The organism is Longirhabdus pacifica (assembly GCF_004115085.1).
GTDB lineage: Bacteria > Bacillota > Bacilli > Paenibacillales > DSM-105158 > Longirhabdus > Longirhabdus pacifica.
Genome location: NZ_QXJP01000009.1, coordinates 16,677 through 35,358, shown reverse-complemented (window position 1 = coordinate 35,358; position 18,682 = coordinate 16,677). Strand labels below are relative to the sequence as shown.

The following is an 18,682-nucleotide window of genomic DNA, read 5'->3' as shown; positions in this document are numbered from 1 at the left end:
CGATGAATGACGATATAAAATAACATGGACCAAACTGTAGTTAACGTTACGAAACCGTTTTGTTACGAAACCGTTTTCGATTTAAGTTAAAAAAATTACATCTGCTTTTTTATAGCTTTTTACACGTTTCTCTTATGATAAGTTCTACCGGTATCTGCACAATTTCTATACTTTTCTTTTTATTATTAATTTGCTTAAGTAAAAGCTCCGCAGATTTTTGCCCAATAATATCTGTACGTTGTTTCACCGTGGTTAATTTAGGATGTACAAAAGCCGCTAACACAATATCATCAAAACCAATAAGCGAAAAATCCTTTGGAACGCTGTACCCATTATCCTTTATCGCTTCCATTGCACCAATGGCTAAACTGTCACTAGCTGCATAAATTGCCGTAGGTTTGGTAGGCAGAGATAATAGTTGTTCCATGGCTTTGTAGCCGCCTTCATGAGAAAAATATTCCCCATCGACGATATATTCCTCATTTACACCTAATGAAAGTTGCTTCATCGTTTCATAAAAACCATTTAATCTTTGCTGACCCGCAAAGGTCGTTTGACTTCCAGCAATATGTGCGATTTGAGTATGACCTAAGGAAGCAAAATGTTCTATCGCAAGTTTACTTCCTTGCAAATTATCGGAGTACACGACCGTTGACGTTTTACTATTTAAGTCAATGACAACACTCGGAATAGAGTCTTTCATCAATTCTTTCACTTCTTGATCATCTGTGTTGGAGCAGACAATCACGACTCCATCTACTCCACGATAACGAAAATGGTCTAAGTAACTTTTTTTAGGATTATGCAAATTTCTAGAAGCAAACAGCAAATCATACTCATATACTTCCACTGTTTGCTTGAAACTCTCAATGACTTCATTGAAAAATGGATGTTTGATGCCAATATTTAAAGATTCAGCAAATACAACACCAATGGTCCATGATTTTTTCGTACTCAATGTTCTAGCAGAAGAATTCGGAAAGTAATTCATTTCTTCCACTGCTTCGGTTATAATTTTCTTCGTCTTTTCACTTACATCCGAATAGTTATTTAATACTTTGGAAACCGTCGTAACGGAAAAGCCTGTTTTTTTTGCAATGTCATAAATAGTGACCAAGATGTCCACCTCATCATTTTTACGAAAGCGCTTTCGAACATTATTATAAAATACATTTTTACCATTTGCAACGATTTTTTATCATCCGTAAATTTTTATATTTTGTATTGACGATGAAATAGATTTCGAGTTAACATGGTTTTATCGAAACCGGTTCCGTAATGAATTGCTAGTGTCTATACTTTTGCATTATCATCATCTATTCCAAAAAAATACTGAATAATCTGATATTATTTACACTTTTGAACGCGTGTTTTTCAAGGAGGTGATGTTTTCTATGCTATGTGAGGATGAAACCGATACCATTCGTCATGACAAATATGACTCGTAGATCAACCAATTATGATTCATAGATTTTATAGATTAAACATAATAGGAGGATTATATTTTGAAAAATTTCGTTGCAATATTAAGTATGAGTATACTTTTACTTTTCACCCCTTTTTTTCATCATCTAGCTGAAGCTAATGGTGAAGTGTCAACAGGCGCGGGTTCATATACCACCGTTTTACCTGCAGGAGCGTATGATGTGCAAGACACCATTTACAAGACATCCGATTTAACGAAAAAAATGCCAACAAACGATTGGTGGAGTAATCTGGCTTGGAAGCCATTTTCCGAACGTGAATATCCTCACCCTCTTGTTGTATGGCCAAAGTCACAAGGATTTCAAGTATACTATCCTGGGACCTCTATATTCGCCGATGAAAATGGTATTTTTGGATATATGGATTTCAATGAAAAAAATGACTTCATCTTGGGCCATAGTGCACAATCTACTTTCCCAGATGCTAAAGTAAAAGACTTTAGCGATTGGTTTGTTACCTCTAGTTTTGAAAGCGGTTCCAAGTCAATAGACATCTCCTACGGCCATGGATCTCCTTTCGTTTACGGCATTTTTGAAGGTGGAAATCCAACCTTAACTTTTCCATCTACACCTACCATATGGTCTGGCGATGCCAACAGCCCTGTTTTAGGCATTACAATCAATGATAACCATTACGCTCTTTTTGGTCCTAGTGGTTCCACATGGTCAGGTTTAGGAAGTAGCAAAATAAGCAACAACTTACCTGTAAATGCCGACTATTTTTCCATCGCATTATTACCTGAAAATACTTCCAGTGCGCTAAATCAATTCAAAAAATATGCTTATGCTCATATTTCAGATACGAAGGCGACGTACGATTATGATGAGTCTAGTAGCTTAGTAGAAACGACATATGCGTATACAACCATCGCGAAGGAAGGTACAACGACAGGTACTATTTTCGCGCTTTATCCGCATCAGTGGAGAAATACTTCCCAATCCTTACTGCCATATTCTTATGACTCTGTGCGTGGAGAAATGAAATTAGCGGAAGGAAATGCTTTTACCACAACCATGACATTTTCCGGTGTGCTGCCTAGTCTGCCAGACCAACCATCCATAGATGATGCATCGATGCAACATTTTATTGATGAAGAAGAAGGAGACACTTATCAAGGAAGCACGGATACGTATTGGATCGGAAAGCGAATGGGGAAATTAGCGGTGCTTGCTCCGATCGCAGATCAACTTGGTGATACGACGGCAGCCGATACATTTAGATCTGAAATACAAAGCACACTGCAAGATTGGTTTACAGCGAAAGATAGCAACGGAAATCCCAATAATAGTAACGGAAACGTATTTTACTATAACGATAATTGGGGAAGTCTTATCGGATATCCTTCCAGTTTCGGCAGTGACACTTCTTTAAATGACCATCATTTCCATTATGGATATTTTATTAAAGCTGCTTCTGAAATTGCCAGAGTAGATCCAACGTGGGCTGAGGATGAGAATTGGGGCAGCATGGTGGAATTGCTCATTCGAGACATTGCGAATTGGGATAGAAATGATACCATGTTCCCTTATTTACGAAACTTTGATATTTATGCTGGACACTCATGGGCATCGGGTGACTCTTTTTTCGGTGATGGAAATAATAATGAATCTTCATCTGAAGCGATGAATGCATGGACAGGATTAATTCTTTGGGGTGAAGCCACTGGCAACAAAACGATACGAGATCTAGGCATTTATTTATATACGACAGAAATGAACGCGATTCAAGAATATTGGTTTGATGTAAACAATGATACGCACCATCCAGACTACACCACTTCCGTTGTCACGATGATTTGGGGAGGAAAAGGTGTTAATGCCACATGGTTCACCGCAAATCCAGAACAAATACACGGGATTAACTGGCTGCCTATTACTTCAGGTTCCTTGTACCTCACCCATTATCCTGACTATGCACAAAAAAACTACGCAGGTTTAGTGGATTCCAATGGAGGAACGAATTGGGATGCTTGGAGTGATCTCATATGGATGTATCGAGCTATATCGAATCCAACGGACGCAAAAAATCAGTTTGATGCAGGTATTGCATCGTTAACACCAGAAGAAGGAAATTCCAAAGCGAACACGTATCATTGGATCACGAACTTGACGGAGATGGGGAATGTGGATACATCCATTACAGCCGACTATCCCATTGCTACTGTGTTCAATAAGCAAGGAAGTAAAACGTATGTTGTATATAACATGACGAATCAAACGAGAAGTGTGGAATTTTCCGATGGGAAAGTGGTGCAAGCACAACCCAACCGTTTTTATGTGGAGAAAGAAGATAGCCCAGATGACAATGAAGCTCCAACCGCACCCACCAATCTAAGAAGTTCAAACATTACCACTTCTAGTGTCACATTGTTATGGGATGCTTCCACAGATAATGTAGGCGTTGCAGGTTATGAGATTTATCGAGACGATGTATTCATCGGTACATTCAGCTCTACGGGCTATGTAGACAGTGGATTAGATGCAAATACCGATTATCAATATGTTGTAAAAGCATACGATAACGCGGGGAATGTTTCCGATAGCAGTAATGTGATACAAGCCACCACAAATGAAGAATCGGATCCTAACGATGACATTGTAACCGATGATTATACCGTTTCATTCCAATCTACAGACGATACTCTCACCTTGAAATTTACACCAGCTAGCTTTGCTGCCTTTGTGAATATACATTACGTATTAAATAATGGACAGCAGCTGAATTACACAATGACCGATGTAAATGGAGTATGGGAATTTACGATTCCTAATATAAGTGCAGACGATATTATTGACCATAGCTACACGTATGAGAAAAACGGTTTGGCCTATGATTCTCCTTGGTATGCCTATACGTTTAACAGTGGTGGAGACGGTTCTATAGACAATCAATCACCAACAGCACCTACCGACGTCATCGCGACAAATACAACAAGTAATGCCGTCACCTTACAATGGCAAGCTTCCAATGACAACGTAGGGGTAACGAGTTATGAAGTTTACGAACAAGGGAACGTAGTAGCTACGGCTAATGACACTACTGTCAAGGTTTCTAACCTGCAACCAAACACCACCTATTCCTTTGCGGTGATTGCCAAAGATGCAGCAGGCAACACCTCTCAACCTAGCGAAGTCATACAGGTTACGACGGATGTTAGCGGTGACGATACTGTTGTCACTGATGATTACACCATTCATTTGAAAGAAACGGCAGAGGGAGATTTACACATTACATTTACACCTACCTCTCCCTCTACCTTCGTTGACTTGCACTACACACTTCAAGGAGAAGTGCAGCAAAACGTACGTTGCACTAACAACAATGGCAGTTGGGAATATACGATACCAAATTATGATGGCAGCAGCATGCAATATTTTTATACCTTCATCAAAGACAATCTAGCCTACGACACCGTTACCTATACGTACAACTAGTGTGTAGTCTTACTTTCGTTCTTTTCCTTGATTAGAAAGGAAAAAAGTACACATCGATGGCGTGTCACATAAAAAAATAAGCAGTATGGTTATCGTAAAGAATGTTGCAGAATCACGATAACTATGCTGCTTTTTTCAAACAAAAAGACTTGGTAGAAACACTTCGTGAATATACAGTTTATTATGATTGGAAAAGTGAACGACATATGCTTTATAGGGACAATACTGTTCCTCTTGATGAAACAAGTACTTTTTTTGCCCGCATTGATATAACTCTCTTCGATGAGGCATCATAGCAAGTTGCTTGCCTAAAGGAATATTTTTATCTAGCAAATCATAGTTAAATGTGTCTTTATCGCCAATAGATACCCATACACGATTAGAAGATACAATTTTATTATCGCTAGTATGTAACTGCGATTCTCTCATCATAAATATATTCTGTTTGGAAGGAAGTAGTGCTTCAACAACATCACTAGTAAGTGCCCTGTGCGTTAGTTCCTGTTGAGAGAGCACTTCCACATATAGCTTCGTTTGCAACATCTCTTCTAAAAAAGCAGTCGTAGAACCATTACTTCTTATCAATTGTTCTGCACTGTGATTTAATGTTTTCATTTTTCCCCTTCCTCTCTTTAACATTTCCACTGTGGTATTAACTGGTGATAAGAAAACAGAGCATTCATCATCACTTTTTATGTAACATTTGCATCAAATTCGTGAGGTGCTGTTTACTTTCTTCTAATTGTTCTGCATTCGTGCCCCATAGCATCACGAACATTCGATAATAGTATGACTCGTCCTTTTGGTGCACGTGAAATCCATAAATCAACATATGTTCCGTTGTTATTCCTCCATGAAGCAACATCGCTTGCCATTGTTTAAAGTTGTACTGTTCTGTACACTCCACATCAAAATAGCAATTATGAATGTGTGTGAATCCTCTTTCTATCGCCTTCTCCCTTAGTGATAAAAGATACGTCACCATTGTTAATCTAGCATTAAACTCCACTACCGGAATGATCTTCTTATGACTATCCACGATAGAGTCGATTCCTATTACCCCTTCGTACCCTAAACGGACGAGCAAATCGCCAATTTTCGTTAGCCAATGTAAGTATTCCTCATGAATGGATGCTGGAAGATGTGGATAAAGATGACTACCTTCATATATACCTGTAGAAGTAAGTTGCTGCTGTGTGATCGCAAGCAATGATGCTTTTCCTTTTAAAATGAGTAATTGGGCATTTAGCGTCATTTCAGTGGGATGCCATGTCTCTAATGAAACTTCAAATGGTATATCTTTTTTTCGAGCTAAGTAGAGCATAAGCGAATCGAATTGCGATGTGGAACGTACATGATACATCCCTTTTCCTGACGATCCATATCCTGTCTTAATGACGACCCTGCTGTCCCCACCATGACTGTAATGAAGATAAGCGTCTTTCAATTCATCTGCATTGGAACAAATTTGCCCTTCTGTGACGGGAATTTGGTTTGCTTCACAAATGGATCTCGTCCTTAACTTATGATTTAATTTCAAAGATAAAGCAGCAGACGGTCCCATCATAGTACATTTCTGCTTCTGTAAAAATGACTCTAACTTCTCATCCACAAGATAGGGAAGAATGGTTTTTCCTCTGATGGAGGCAGTATGTTCTTCCATACTACCTATGATAACCTTAGGAAGTTGTATCCCTGCTTGCGTCAAATACTCTAAAAAATATGGATCTACTTGATGAGATACCATGACTGTATCCTCTGCATGTGCTAAAAGCAACTGATGTGCGTCCATTTGTGAAACAAGTGCGTCGATTGCTTTATTTTTTACAGATGGAAACAGTTGAACGGCATTTCCTTCATTTTGTTCCCAATTGATATTGGAAAACCAAACTTTTTCTGTTTTGTTTGCAAGCCAACTAGAAATACTAGCTTGCGGAATCATGATGCAACCTTCGTTTCATCTGCATATTGTTTCAAGAGCAAGATAAAATCTTTTTCTCTCCTGGCTATGTCATCAATAACATGACAAATATTTTCAATGAGTTGTTGTGAGGAATTATTTTTAAACTTTAATAACGAAAAATTTAAGTACATCCATTGTTTTAACAGTTTGTTCATTCCTTGTTCCAACTCTTTATGTTGAGCAGGTGTAAAGAAGTTTACATCCTCATATGCTTGCCAAACTGCTTTTCTCGTCTTTACAATCGCACTAATCATGACATTATGTTGTTTTAGCCATTGCTCTCTTCGCAATGCACTCCATGAATTTAAGTAAGCAAAATCTTTTTTAAACGGATGAAGAGCATGTACACTGTAAGACATATACGTTCTATACACCTCTTGAATACTGGATAAAATTAGTTCCTCTTCGTTTTGTTTGACATCGAGTTTATCATCTAAAGCTAGACACATTGCTTTTCGATGGATGAGATGTTCAACTTCCGTTGCTGACATGGTTCCAACATAATCTTCTGTAGGATCAATAAAATGAAACTGCTCCTCTTCATCGACGTTATAGATGAGAATGGCATGCATAAAGTTTAAATTGTTGAATATTAAATTTTCTCTAGGAAAATAGTTTAATCTATCTGGTCTGCACATTAAAATAACGTGTTGATTGTTATGTAAGCAGTTTACTATGCTTGCCACTGATGCTTCGTAGTACGTTTGTTTTACGCCGTATAGGGAATTTAAATTACTTTTTTTTGTTCCTGACATTAGCACTTGTTGATAGTAAGTCAAATGCCAATAGCTTAATAGAAAGTAACTACTATTTTTTTGTTTCATATTTAAGTACGTAAGAATACATGAGGTGGTACATTCCATTGGCGCAAGATTGAAGATATGTTTTTTATTGATATTATCGTTCATGATTCCTTCCCACCTTTTTCATCAATTAGACTTCGGAAAAAATGTACTTTGCCACTATGTTCGTCACTAACTAATTGCTCTACTCTTGCAATCGTTAACTTGACAGGAGTGCCCAGATACTGCTTCAAAAAAGATTGTAGCTTCGAATAGATACGTTCCTCATCGATTTGACGATCTCCAATATAGGAAAATTGAAAATCATCGGGTGCTTTTTGCAAAATTTGATATTGCTGCATGCTCTCTAATGAAAGTTCATAAAAAAAGCGATCTAAATAACGAAAAATAGAAGCATGAAACTGTTTTTCTGGTAAGGTAATCTGTGACGTTCTCACCGGAAGCAATTGTAGTATTACCTTATTATTTTTCAGTACTAATTTACCTATATCTCCTGTTCGATAGCGAACGAAAGGTAAGCTTTTCATGATAAAAGAAGTGACGAGGACTTCACCGTATTCTCCAGGAGGAAGCGACTGTAAGGTGTCCGGATGAACTACCTCCACAAACACACTATCCATATCCACTTCCAATTCTTCGTGATCATTAGTAAATGCAATTCCCCAAAGCTCTTCCAGTCCGTAATAGTCCATAAACGGAACGTTAAATACGTGTTCCAAAAACTTTTTTTGCTGCATCGTATATGCTTCTCCCCTATTTTGCACAAACGTAAGCTGTGGAGGAATGCTCAATTGATGCTTTTGAATATAGCTTGCAAAAGCGACAAGGCTCGATGCTCTACCTTGAATCATATGAGGCTTGTCCTTCGCCATTTTATTAGCATAATGCAATAAGGAGTTCTCACCGGATAATAATCGATTACTTAAAACGAGTTTGTTGTGCTTTATCGGAAGCCCCCATTTTCTTCTTTGTTTAAAAATAGCTAAGGATAATTTCATATGCTCTTCGGCAGATTTAATACATTTAAATGGCGTACCTGTACTTCCAGAAGTATAAGATACGTAGCTTGCCTCCATCGTTGGATGTAAAAATTGATCATAGTGTTGTTTCATCCACTGCTTATCTATCACAGGAAGCTGAAAGAAGTCAATGGGTTTACTATGTAGTTGCTTTTCTTTGCAAAATGTTTGATAAAATGGATACGTTTCTTTTAATTCACTTGCAAACTGATTTAATTTATTTATCATGTTCTTTACTTCTTCCTCATCTGTACAAAAGATATGAAAGATTGTACAGAGTGAAAAAATGAAGGATTAAAATCGTCTACTCCCAGTTGAATCTCAAACACTTTTTCCATTTGCTCAAACATTTCAAGGAGTTGAATGGAGTCTATACCTAAATCATCCGCTAGTGTATGTTGTAATTGAATTTGTTCACTTGGTATATTGGCTATTTGTGATAAGAGACTTTTCGTTTGCTCTACAATAAACTCGTTTTGTTGGTTATTTTCCATCTTCATCCCCCTCTACTATTTGTAGTAACTTTTTTCTATCTATTTTTCCGAGACTCGTTTTTGGTAATGATGAGAGCAACCTTATTTTTTTCGGTCTTAAAATGGGCTGCAAGCAAGTTCGAAACAAGGAAAACAGATCTTCTTGGGTGACTCTAGTTTCCTCCGGGACAATGAGTGCTATAATTTGCTGTCCCCATACTTCATGCTGTTCTCCCACGATAGCGACTTCTTTAACTAAGCTTTGGTTTAGTAAAATGTTTTCAATCGTTTCTGGATAAATGGCATGTCCACTAACGTTAAGACGATGATCTTTTCTACCTGTAACATACAGCAGACCACGCTCATCTTTGTACCCTATGTCCGATGTATGTAACCACCCATTCTGCAATGTTGAATCCGTAAGCTGCGGATCATGATAATACCCTTGCATCACGTTGGAACCAGCAACGACAATTTCCCCTTCTGTATTGCTATGTAATTCTTTCCCTTCTGCCATAATCTTCACTTGCACACCAGCAACGGGAAATCCCACAGATGAAGGGTTGTCTTTTACCATGTCAGGCGGTAAATAACTCACTCTTGGAGCTGCTTCCGTTAATCCGTAGGAAGGATAAAACTGGATATGAGGTAGCTTCTCTACATATTCTTCTAACATAGTGGCTGGCATTTTACCTCCTGCAATCACCATTTTTCGTAACGATTGAAGATCTTCTGGTTTCCAATTAATTTTGTTCATCGCTATGAGCAATGAAGGAATGGTGCATAAAAATGTTGGATGATGATGCTTAATAAATTGAACCATTTCCAATGCGTGTACAAATGGTTTTCGTAGCAGGGTATTTGCACCACTTAGAAGAGCTACCAACCATTCTCCGCTCCATGAGGAACAATAAGCAAGCGACTTAAAAAGTAAAATTTGATCCTTATCATCCAACCGTACGTATTGTTGAATCGCAATCGCATTCGCTATCATATTATGATCACTTAACATAATTCCTTTGGCTTTGCCTGTTGATCCTGAAGACATAAAGATCATACTCGTTTCCGGTGGAGGATGATACGTTCTTACACGGCGTTGATCATGAATAACTTTATTCATTGTTGCGTCCACATACATACAAGATGAAAAAGATGGTTGTACTAACGATATTTTGTTGGTAGACAGCATAACGATATCTGCTTCTGTTTGTGAAATAACAGCAGCTACTTCACTCTCCTTCATATTGGCGTGAAGCGGAACAGGAATGCCAGATGCATAGATGACGGACAATATCGTTTGTATCATTTCAACGCTTTGATCCATCCAAATAACCGCAATAAATTTAGGTTTTACATGATACGCCTTCCAACGCTCGCTTTGTTTTTTAGCCTGGTGTAAGATACTATAGTAAGATTGAAATGATGGCGGTTTATGATCAGAATTATGCGTGAATACTCCCGCTTTTTCTGTTGCATATTGTTCAAAAAATTGTGTTAATTTCAACTGCATCACCTAATTTCCCATAGAGTGCTTGTGCTGTTTATGCTGAAATTCATTCACCATGGAAGCATATAACGGAGATGTCGCTAATACATGCTCATGTTTTCCTTCCGTTATGATTCTCCCTTTATCCATCACCACGATGTTATCTGCATCCATAATCGTATCTAATCGGTGCGTAGATATAAGGGTTGTTTTACCGTGCATTAGTTGTTTTAATGCTTCCATCACTTCATTTTCTGTCAATCTATCTAAAGATGAAGTTGGTTCGTCTAAAATAAGTATTTCTGGCATTTTGAGAAAAGCACGGGCAATCGCAACACGTTGACGTTGTCCACCAGACAATTGAAAGCCATTATTGTCGATAACCGTATGCAGTCCATCGGGAAGCTGCTCTATTAATGAAGTCAAGTTCGCTTTTTGGGCCGCTTCTAATACTTCTTCTTCTGTCGCTTTTAATCTCCCAATGTTAATGTTTTCTAGTAGCGTCCCCTTGAATAAAAATGTTTCTTGAAACACAACACTTATTTTTTCATTCAAGTATTGCCTTGTTAACTGCTCTATTTCGTTTCCATGAATCCTTAGCTCCCCTTCCTTCGTCATAAATCCGAGGATGGTACGAAACAAGGTGGATTTACCGGATCCACTTCTACCTACAAACGCTACCGTGTCCCCTTTAGGAATACGCACATGCAGTGAATGTAAAATATGTGTTTTTTCATATGTGACACATAGATCTTGCAGTTGAATTGCAGGTGCATGATCTTGTTCTACTACATAATCAGCGTCCATTCGCTCTGCTAAGCTGAGGATGTCATTTGGTTTATGAATAAAGTCCATGATCCTTTTCAAGGCTACTTCTGATTGTTGCAATTGTCCAAAAAATTGATTCATACCTAAAATAGGTTGAAAAGATTGTTGTAAATATGTGATGGCAGCTACCATGGCACCGACTGTCAAGACTTCCGCCATGACTTGCTGACTTCCGATCCAATACACAATGACAATGAACAAACTAATAAACAGCGAGCTTTGCTGTTGCGTCAGAGCCCGAAACATCGCCTCTTTTGTACTTGACTTAACTAGTCCTTTATACATGTTATCATTTCGCTGTTCTTCCCATTCTTCTAAGCCATACGCTTTAATCTCTTTTGATCCATCTATGTTTTCAATTAATCGCGTTCCAATTTCCTCATTATGCGTACGTACATGGTCAATATGTTTTTTCAACGGTTTTTTATACAGTCTTGGGATAAAGAATAAAATGGGAATACAAATACATGCGACTATCCCTAGTTGCCAATCTAGTTGAAATAAAATCACTAAAGCAATGATAAATTGAAGAGATAGGGATACCATCTGCACCATCACATGATTCATAAAATTACCTAATGTTGCCGTATCCATGCCCAGCAATGCAGAAAACTTACCTGCGCCTTCTTTTTCAATTTCATTAATATCTATTTTTCTAATTTTTTTCATGAGAACATCTCTTATATCGAGTGTTTGCTTAATCCCTAAATAACGAAATATAATAGCATGTACTAAAGAAAATATAAAAGATAACAGTGCTAATCCGAAAGACCACGTTATTAAAGGTAATAGCATGTCTGTTTGACGTTGTATTAAAACATCGTCAATCACTTTAGCGTATATTAATGGTTGCAGCATTCTTAAAACGAGTTGAATCATTAAGGAAACATAAGCAACCGTAGTAAGTTTTACTCTAGCATGAATATATGGAATGATTTTTAAATACAGTTTGATGCTATCCAACATGCTCTCCCCCTGCAAAATGACTTATGATGGGCTTCACCATTTTCATCCACGATTCATCATGCACTTGCTCATCTTCTAATAACCGTTGCAAAGGTATGTCATGCACCATCATCATATGCTTCACCTTCTGCATCTCATAGATGTCTTCCCCTTGTGCAATACTGGTTCTAGCTACATTCACCACATCCTCGTCAGCATGAGCTTCTATACCGGTTTGCTGCGCGTTCTCTATCATTGATACGAGTTGTGGCATCACATTTTGATCATCATAATCCTTTGCCCTCTCCATTGCCGTTTGACTTATAGTCTTATACAGTTCGTCATCTTCCATGAGCTTTAAACAAGCATTCGCAACATGCTCCTTATTTACCGTTGGCATGCTCCCTTCCCATGAACAAGGTACCCGTAATCCGTCTTTACCGTGTAACACTAGTTCTTTGAAACCGTTCCAATTACTACAGACAACAGGTAGGCCAATGGTTTTCGCTTCTAATAAATTAAACCCAAACGTTTCTCCCGGATCAGTAGATAGGTTGACTAATATTTTTGCTTTGTTAAACCAATATTTTTTTTCTTCCCCTGTTATCGGCCCTGTAAAATGAACCGCCTGCTCGAGACCATAATGCAATATGGCATCTTGTATTCTCTGTTGATAATGAGCTATTTCTTGTTCATTGTTGCCCGTATACTCTCCCGCTATCACTAATGTTGCATTCGGTACGGCTTTTCTTATGAGATCAAAACTTTCTAATAAGACGTGGATATTTTTCACTACCTGAATTCTTCCAATAGAAAAAATCATATTTTCATTTTTTGCCGCTTTTTTATCATTTAACGCATCGTGACGTATGCAAAGTGGCAGATAACGCACCGTTTCATATTTCCGTGAAATATTCAGTAATGCATCTTTGCAAGAATGGGTGCTAGATAAAATAATATCTTTATTCGTCACCCACGGGGCAACAGCGAGCCAATGTTTTAACCAGTATGGAGAAGCAACAGAATGAGCAATCGATATAAACGTAACATTTAATTTTTTTACATTTCGGCAAAGCATCAAATAAGGAGTCAGCAACGGAACATTAATATATATGGCATCAAGCTTAAACCTCTCGCAGAGTTGTTCTAACTCATGTGCTGATTGTTCTAATCCACTTGGAAAATGATCTACCCACTTTTTAAGCGATCCTCCGAATAGTTTGAAAAAGCGAAAAGGAGGTATCCCAATAAGATTTACATGTTCCCCTAGATACTGTGTCCATTGATCATCGATGACTTTTTCGTTTACTTTTGCTGCACTGCCAGAAATATAAGCAACGTTTAATTTACTCATATGTCACCTTCCACTGTTCAATACAAGAAATCAAATCTGATTTGATGTTGTGTTCTCTCTGCTCTATGTCGTGCACTAATTGTTTTAAGTGCTCCAAGCTACTTGTATTATTGGTAACAGAGGCTCTTATGGCTTGAAAAGCAAAGCCATTCCATTTGCTTGTTAATTCGTTCACTTTCGTGATGTAATGTTCGGAATTATCGGTCTGAAAATATTGAAAAGCAGGAATGTAACTTTTTTTCCATTTAGCAAGAATACCGAGATCACCAAAATATATAGGTAAAGATTTCAACTCCATGCCATCTCTACCATGTTGTATCTGCTCTATCATTTCCAGTACTTTATGTGTTAATGAATGCTGGTCAGCTTGCAACGTAGGCATGATCCATGAAAGTATGTTATCTTTGGTTGGATTCACTATATCTGACGTATCCATAATGTAAGCAGCGCCGAAAGCATTTTGAGCGATAGCATCGTGTATTATTTGTTCTTCTAATGACCCTTCAAAACCTAATGATGGATCATGAACATGTACTCCATTTTTGTCATCCCTAATTATAACAAAGTGTGGTTGATGCTTTTTTTGATAGGTTTTAGACTCATACGGAATGTAGAATAAATCGATTTGCACTACCATATGCCAATCAGACGGTAATAGGGCTAGATCACGTATAATATGCTCATAGTTTTCCTCTTTTGTCATTTCGTGATCGTATACTTCTATTACTCTACCTTGATATATCGTTTCAAATTTTTTTCTATCTTTTTCCGATGAGAGATGCGTAGAATAATATGTCAACTTGTTTTGCTCTGTCACTGCAAATGGCGTATCCCAAGAGCCGAAATATAATGGATTTGGATTCACTTTCGGTTTAATAATAGCGGCTAAGCAATCTAAAAAACAGTGAATATGTATCATTGCACTTCCAACTCCAATTTTTTCATCATGGTACCCGTAATCATCTCTATCGTTGCAAAATGGTCAGCAAGTAATTCTTCATCTTCAAAAAAGATATTCATGCCTTGTTCCAATTGAATAACTAAGTTCACAATCATCACCGAGTCTAATCCGGCAGCAAACAAATCACTTTCCAACGTTAAAGTGTTTTTTAACTCTGGCTTTTCTAACAATTCAACAATTTGATTTGTAATAAAAGAAACGACTTCATCTTTACTGATGTTTTTTTTATTTATCGTAATCACCCCTTTATCGAAATTTCATTCCTCATGTAGCTGTTCTTTGATGGCTTCACATACTGCTGTTATATCTGCTTCACTAAGTGCGATATGCATCGGTAAAGAAAGCATCTCTTGTGAACATTGCTCCGCTATCGGAAAAGTCCCTTCTTCATATGGAAGATACGAGAATGCCCCAGTAAGATGAATAGGTTTTGGGTAATGAGTCGTGGTAATAATACCTTTTTTAAGCAAATGCTTTTTAAGTGCGTCTCTATTTTCCATTTGTACACGAATGACAAAAACATGAAAAACATGTCTCTCGATCTGCTCATAAAACGGCAGGCTCACTGCGGAAGACCCTTTCAATTGTTCAATATAAAGTTCCGCACATCGTTGTCGATGCTTTGTCCATTCATTCATATAATGCAACTTTTCATTTAAAGCGATAGCATGTATCACATCTAAGCGACTGTTAAAGCCCGGACATTGATGATCATATAGATGCTGTCCTCCATGATTTCTTAATTTTTTGAGCTGGGTTGCTAATTCCGTATTATTCGTCACAATACATCCGCCATCACCTAACGCGCCCAAATTTTTACCAGGATAAAAGCTAAAACAAGCGAGATCTCCCATACTACCTGCTTTCATCCCTTCTACATCTGCCCCTATCGCTTGTGCAGTATCCTCAATAATATAGATGCCTCTATCACGTGCCCATTGTGTTAGCTCCCGAATATCCATACATTGACCATAGAGATGAACGGGTATAATCGCCTTCGTCTTTGCAGTGACTTTTTGTTTGACTTGCTCTACATCCATCAAATATGTATCTGCAGTGCAATCTACTAGCACGGGTGTAGCCCCAGTATGATGAATAGCTTCCACCGTTGCAATAAACGTATTCGCTACCGTAATGACTTCATCCCCAGGTCCAACACCTAACGATTTTAACGATAGAAACAACGCGTCAGTACCATTCCCTACACCAACAGCGTGTTTTGTTCCTACATAAGCTGCGAAGTTTTTTTCAAATTGATCAACAGGTCTACCTCCAACGAATTGACCTTTCATTCCTATCTTCTCTACTTCCTGCATCCATTTATCTTTAATGATTTCAAATTCAGACTGTGCCGAAGAAAATAAAACCCCCATAATTCTCCTCCTTTATATTGATACATTTGCCTGTTCATTTTGAATTTGAATATGCTCGAGAATACGCATCCCTTCCACGGCATCTGACAATGGGACATGCAGCGGAGTTCCCTTTATCATAAAATTAAGAAATGATTCGTATATGTGTTTGGCAGAAAGGCGAGAAGGTTTCGCTATACTAAACGTTTCTATTTCACCGTCTATCGTTTTGATGGTAGCGGTTTGTCCATCTATTTGCATCGTGCCTTCCGTACCACCTACCATCCATGCTGGTTGTGGCAATTGTGTTCTAAAGTTTATATTTAGAGATGCCATCATGTGATTTTTCATATGTAAATATACATACACAAAATCATCTACTTCCCCTTCTGCTAAAGGTAATGAAATAGCTTTCCCATCTATATAAGCGATTTCACCTAATTGCAAATGCAAGAGTTGATCTACTAAATGGACTCCCCAATCTAATAGCGCTCCCCCTCCATATGCTTTCTGTACTCGCCAAGATGGATCAAATGACTTTACGCCAAAGTTACTTCCCGTTTGGTTACTATGATGATTTCTTTGCAGAAAAGTTAATGATCCGAGTGTCCCTTTTGCTATCGTTTCCTGTACGAATAAAAAATCTGGATCAAAACGATGATTATGAAAAACGGTAACACCGACTCCATGCTTATCTGCAACAGTTTGCAATGTGAATGCTTCTTGATACGTGCATGTAACTGGCTTTTCTATTAATACATGCTTCTTTCTTTCTATTGCTTGCATCGCTATATCGAAATGAGAGTTTGGTGGGGTAGCAATGACGACGGCATCCATCTCCAGCTGAAAAAATGCATGTAAATCAGAAAAGATGGCATATCCTCGCTTTTCAGCTAATTTCAAACGACTTTCCGTCACATCGTAAACACCGACAATCTCCATCTGCGACTTTAATTTTTGTAAAATAGGAATGTGAATGAGTTCGACAATTCTACCAAAACCAATGATGCCTAACTTCAATGTTTTTTCCAAAGAACATCCCTCCACCTTATGCTGTTTCTGCTTGCAATTGCTTTATAAAGGCTACTAAGTTCCCAATCGTTTGGAATGTTTCTGGATCGACATCTTCCTCAGGAACAGCAACGTTAAACGCTTCTTCCACGTATACTAATAATTGCAATACCATAATAGAATCTATGCCTAGATCCTCATACACTTGGTGAGATTCATTTAATTGCTCCGGTAATTCATGCTCCAAATCCTCTTCAATAATCTCTTTTAATTTTGCAATAATTTCTGTATTTTTCATGACTTCGTCATCTCCAATTCTTGTAAATGTTTTCTACTGATTTTACCCATCTTGTTTCTTGGTATGTGTTCTACGATGTGAATTTCAGCTGGCACTTTATATCTAGGAAGAAGATCTAAACACCAATTCTGTATTTGTTTCTTCTTCTGTTCCCTATTCCCTTTATGGATGACAACCTTTGCCTTTACTTTATCTCCTAATACGGGATGATTTGTTTTGTAGACAACCACTTCTTTTACATCGTCAAGTCGTAGTATCACTTGTTCTACCTCATAAGGAATGACATTCTTTCCGCCTACGAGTATGATGTCATCGATTCTACCATTCAATTGTAAATGTCCATTTTCATCCCAATATCCAGAATCATTAGTATGAATGACATCATCGTGATGACGTACTATAATTTCATTGTTTGATGCTGTTACAATTTCTACAGTTAGATGGGTAAGCGGGGTTCCAACATCTTGTGGAGCGGTAATACGATTACCCAACGTAATGCACCCTAGCTCCGAATTTCCATATTGCTGCATGATGGCTTTTTTTGTTTTTGCCTGCAAGAATTGAAACAATGAAGAAGGCAAAAGAGAGCCGGCTGTAATGATTTTATGGAAGCAGTGATTATCCCCTCCCATTTGAATGAATATTTGAAATAAATGAGGTACGCCATATACGATATGCTGTTCGTAACTTCCTATTATTTTAAGCATATATTTTGGATTTTTTGAAGATACAATGACGGGTTTAACACCCCTTGCCAGCGCAGCTAAAACACCAATCAACCCAAAGGCATGTGTCACTGGAACGAGCATAATGGGTACTTCCTCAGCAGATGTTCTTAGATGACTATTATAGGCATCTATTTCCTCATCTACTTCTTGATAACTTCGACGTATCAGTTTCGGTTGACCTGTCGTTCCAGAACTATATACCATCAGCGATGCTATGGAAGGCGAATTAATTTGAACTGCACTGTCTGTTTCTTCTATGTTTAACCATTGCTCATCATCGCTATATACTAAAACGTCACAACCAGCCTGTGATGCTTTTTGCTTTGCAGTTTCTAAAGGTGTTCCCGACTCAAGCAAAAGCAGTGAAATTTGAAACTGTTTGCAAAATAAAATATACGCTAATTGAAGACTAGGTTTGTCCATACACATGGCAAGAGATGTCACTGCATCGAACGAATGTAGCTTACTGAGCAAAGATTTGTGCCACTGTTCCACTTCTAATGCTGTGTATGATGTTTCGTTCACTTTAAACATACGCTCAC

At 37.9% G+C, this 18,682-nt stretch carries 16 protein-coding genes; 1 reads left to right on the top strand and 15 read right to left on the bottom strand.

The window, feature by feature from the left end; genetic code table 11:
* Nucleotides 1-109 precede the first annotated feature (109 nt).
* Nucleotides 110-1,126, bottom strand: coding sequence for a LacI family DNA-binding transcriptional regulator (locus D1Z92_RS08855; protein ID WP_306438814.1), 1,017 nt, complete (start codon nucleotides 1,124-1,126; stop codon nucleotides 110-112).
* Nucleotides 1,127-1,505: 379 nt separating this feature from the next.
* On the opposite strand from D1Z92_RS08855, the gene D1Z92_RS08850 reads away from it, so the two are divergent.
* A complete protein-coding gene (locus D1Z92_RS08850; RefSeq protein ID WP_128895307.1) occupies nucleotides 1,506-4,919 on the top strand; it encodes a glycosyl hydrolase in 3,414 nt (1,137 codons plus the stop codon).
* 135 nt (nucleotides 4,920-5,054) lie between these two features.
* Here D1Z92_RS08850 and D1Z92_RS08845 read toward each other — a convergent pair whose 3' ends face one another.
* The 14 genes from D1Z92_RS08845 to D1Z92_RS08780 all read right to left on the bottom strand — a co-directional run bounded on the left by D1Z92_RS08845 (nucleotide 5,055) and on the right by D1Z92_RS08780 (nucleotide 18,674).
* Nucleotides 5,055-5,534, bottom strand: coding sequence for a hypothetical protein (locus D1Z92_RS08845; RefSeq protein WP_128895306.1), 480 nt, complete (start codon nucleotides 5,532-5,534; stop codon nucleotides 5,055-5,057).
* Between the two features lie 70 nt (nucleotides 5,535-5,604).
* Nucleotides 5,605-6,861, bottom strand: a complete 1,257-nt coding sequence (locus tag D1Z92_RS08840) for an ATP-grasp domain-containing protein (RefSeq protein ID WP_128895305.1) — start codon at nucleotides 6,859-6,861, stop codon at nucleotides 5,605-5,607.
* Nucleotides 6,858-7,790 (bottom strand): hypothetical protein, encoded by a 933-nt coding sequence (locus D1Z92_RS08835; protein ID WP_128895304.1) that lies wholly within the window; start codon nucleotides 7,788-7,790, stop codon nucleotides 6,858-6,860. The genes D1Z92_RS08840 and D1Z92_RS08835 overlap by 4 nt, the downstream gene beginning before the upstream one ends.
* Complete coding sequence (locus D1Z92_RS08830) at nucleotides 7,787-8,932, bottom strand: phenylacetate--CoA ligase family protein (RefSeq protein ID WP_128895303.1); 1,146 nt, start codon at nucleotides 8,930-8,932, stop codon at nucleotides 7,787-7,789. Before D1Z92_RS08830 ends, D1Z92_RS08835 begins: the two co-directional genes overlap by 4 nt.
* Nucleotides 8,933-8,937: 5 nt before the next feature.
* Nucleotides 8,938-9,198 (bottom strand): acyl carrier protein, encoded by a 261-nt coding sequence (locus D1Z92_RS08825; protein ID WP_164931525.1) that lies wholly within the window; start codon nucleotides 9,196-9,198, stop codon nucleotides 8,938-8,940.
* Nucleotides 9,188-10,681, bottom strand: coding sequence for a class I adenylate-forming enzyme family protein (locus D1Z92_RS08820; protein WP_164931524.1), 1,494 nt, complete (start codon nucleotides 10,679-10,681; stop codon nucleotides 9,188-9,190). Before D1Z92_RS08820 ends, D1Z92_RS08825 begins: the two co-directional genes overlap by 11 nt.
* Before the next feature lie 9 nt (nucleotides 10,682-10,690).
* Nucleotides 10,691-12,457, bottom strand: a complete 1,767-nt coding sequence (locus D1Z92_RS08815) for an ABC transporter ATP-binding protein (RefSeq protein WP_128895300.1) — start codon at nucleotides 12,455-12,457, stop codon at nucleotides 10,691-10,693.
* Complete coding sequence (locus D1Z92_RS08810; protein WP_128895299.1) at nucleotides 12,447-13,790, bottom strand: glycosyltransferase family 4 protein; 1,344 nt, start codon at nucleotides 13,788-13,790, stop codon at nucleotides 12,447-12,449. The genes D1Z92_RS08815 and D1Z92_RS08810 overlap by 11 nt, the downstream gene beginning before the upstream one ends.
* Nucleotides 13,783-14,709, bottom strand: a complete 927-nt coding sequence (locus tag D1Z92_RS08805; RefSeq protein ID WP_128895298.1) for a DUF6005 family protein — start codon at nucleotides 14,707-14,709, stop codon at nucleotides 13,783-13,785. Before D1Z92_RS08805 ends, D1Z92_RS08810 begins: the two co-directional genes overlap by 8 nt.
* On the bottom strand, nucleotides 14,706-14,993 hold the full coding sequence (locus tag D1Z92_RS08800) for a phosphopantetheine-binding protein (protein WP_128895297.1): 288 nt from the start codon (nucleotides 14,991-14,993) through the stop codon (nucleotides 14,706-14,708). Before D1Z92_RS08800 ends, D1Z92_RS08805 begins: the two co-directional genes overlap by 4 nt.
* Nucleotides 14,994-15,008: 15 nt before the next feature.
* On the bottom strand, nucleotides 15,009-16,124 hold the full coding sequence (locus tag D1Z92_RS08795; protein WP_128895296.1) for a DegT/DnrJ/EryC1/StrS family aminotransferase: 1,116 nt from the start codon (nucleotides 16,122-16,124) through the stop codon (nucleotides 15,009-15,011).
* A gap of 12 nt (nucleotides 16,125-16,136) precedes the next feature.
* A complete protein-coding gene (locus tag D1Z92_RS08790; RefSeq protein ID WP_164931523.1) occupies nucleotides 16,137-17,135 on the bottom strand; it encodes a Gfo/Idh/MocA family protein in 999 nt (332 codons plus the stop codon).
* A 16-nt stretch (nucleotides 17,136-17,151) separates the two neighbouring features.
* On the bottom strand, nucleotides 17,152-17,412 hold the full coding sequence (locus D1Z92_RS08785; protein ID WP_128895294.1) for a phosphopantetheine-binding protein: 261 nt from the start codon (nucleotides 17,410-17,412) through the stop codon (nucleotides 17,152-17,154).
* Nucleotides 17,409-18,674 (bottom strand): AMP-binding protein, encoded by a 1,266-nt coding sequence (locus D1Z92_RS08780; RefSeq protein WP_128895293.1) that lies wholly within the window; start codon nucleotides 18,672-18,674, stop codon nucleotides 17,409-17,411. Before D1Z92_RS08780 ends, D1Z92_RS08785 begins: the two co-directional genes overlap by 4 nt.
* Nucleotides 18,675-18,682: the final 8 nt, after the last annotated feature.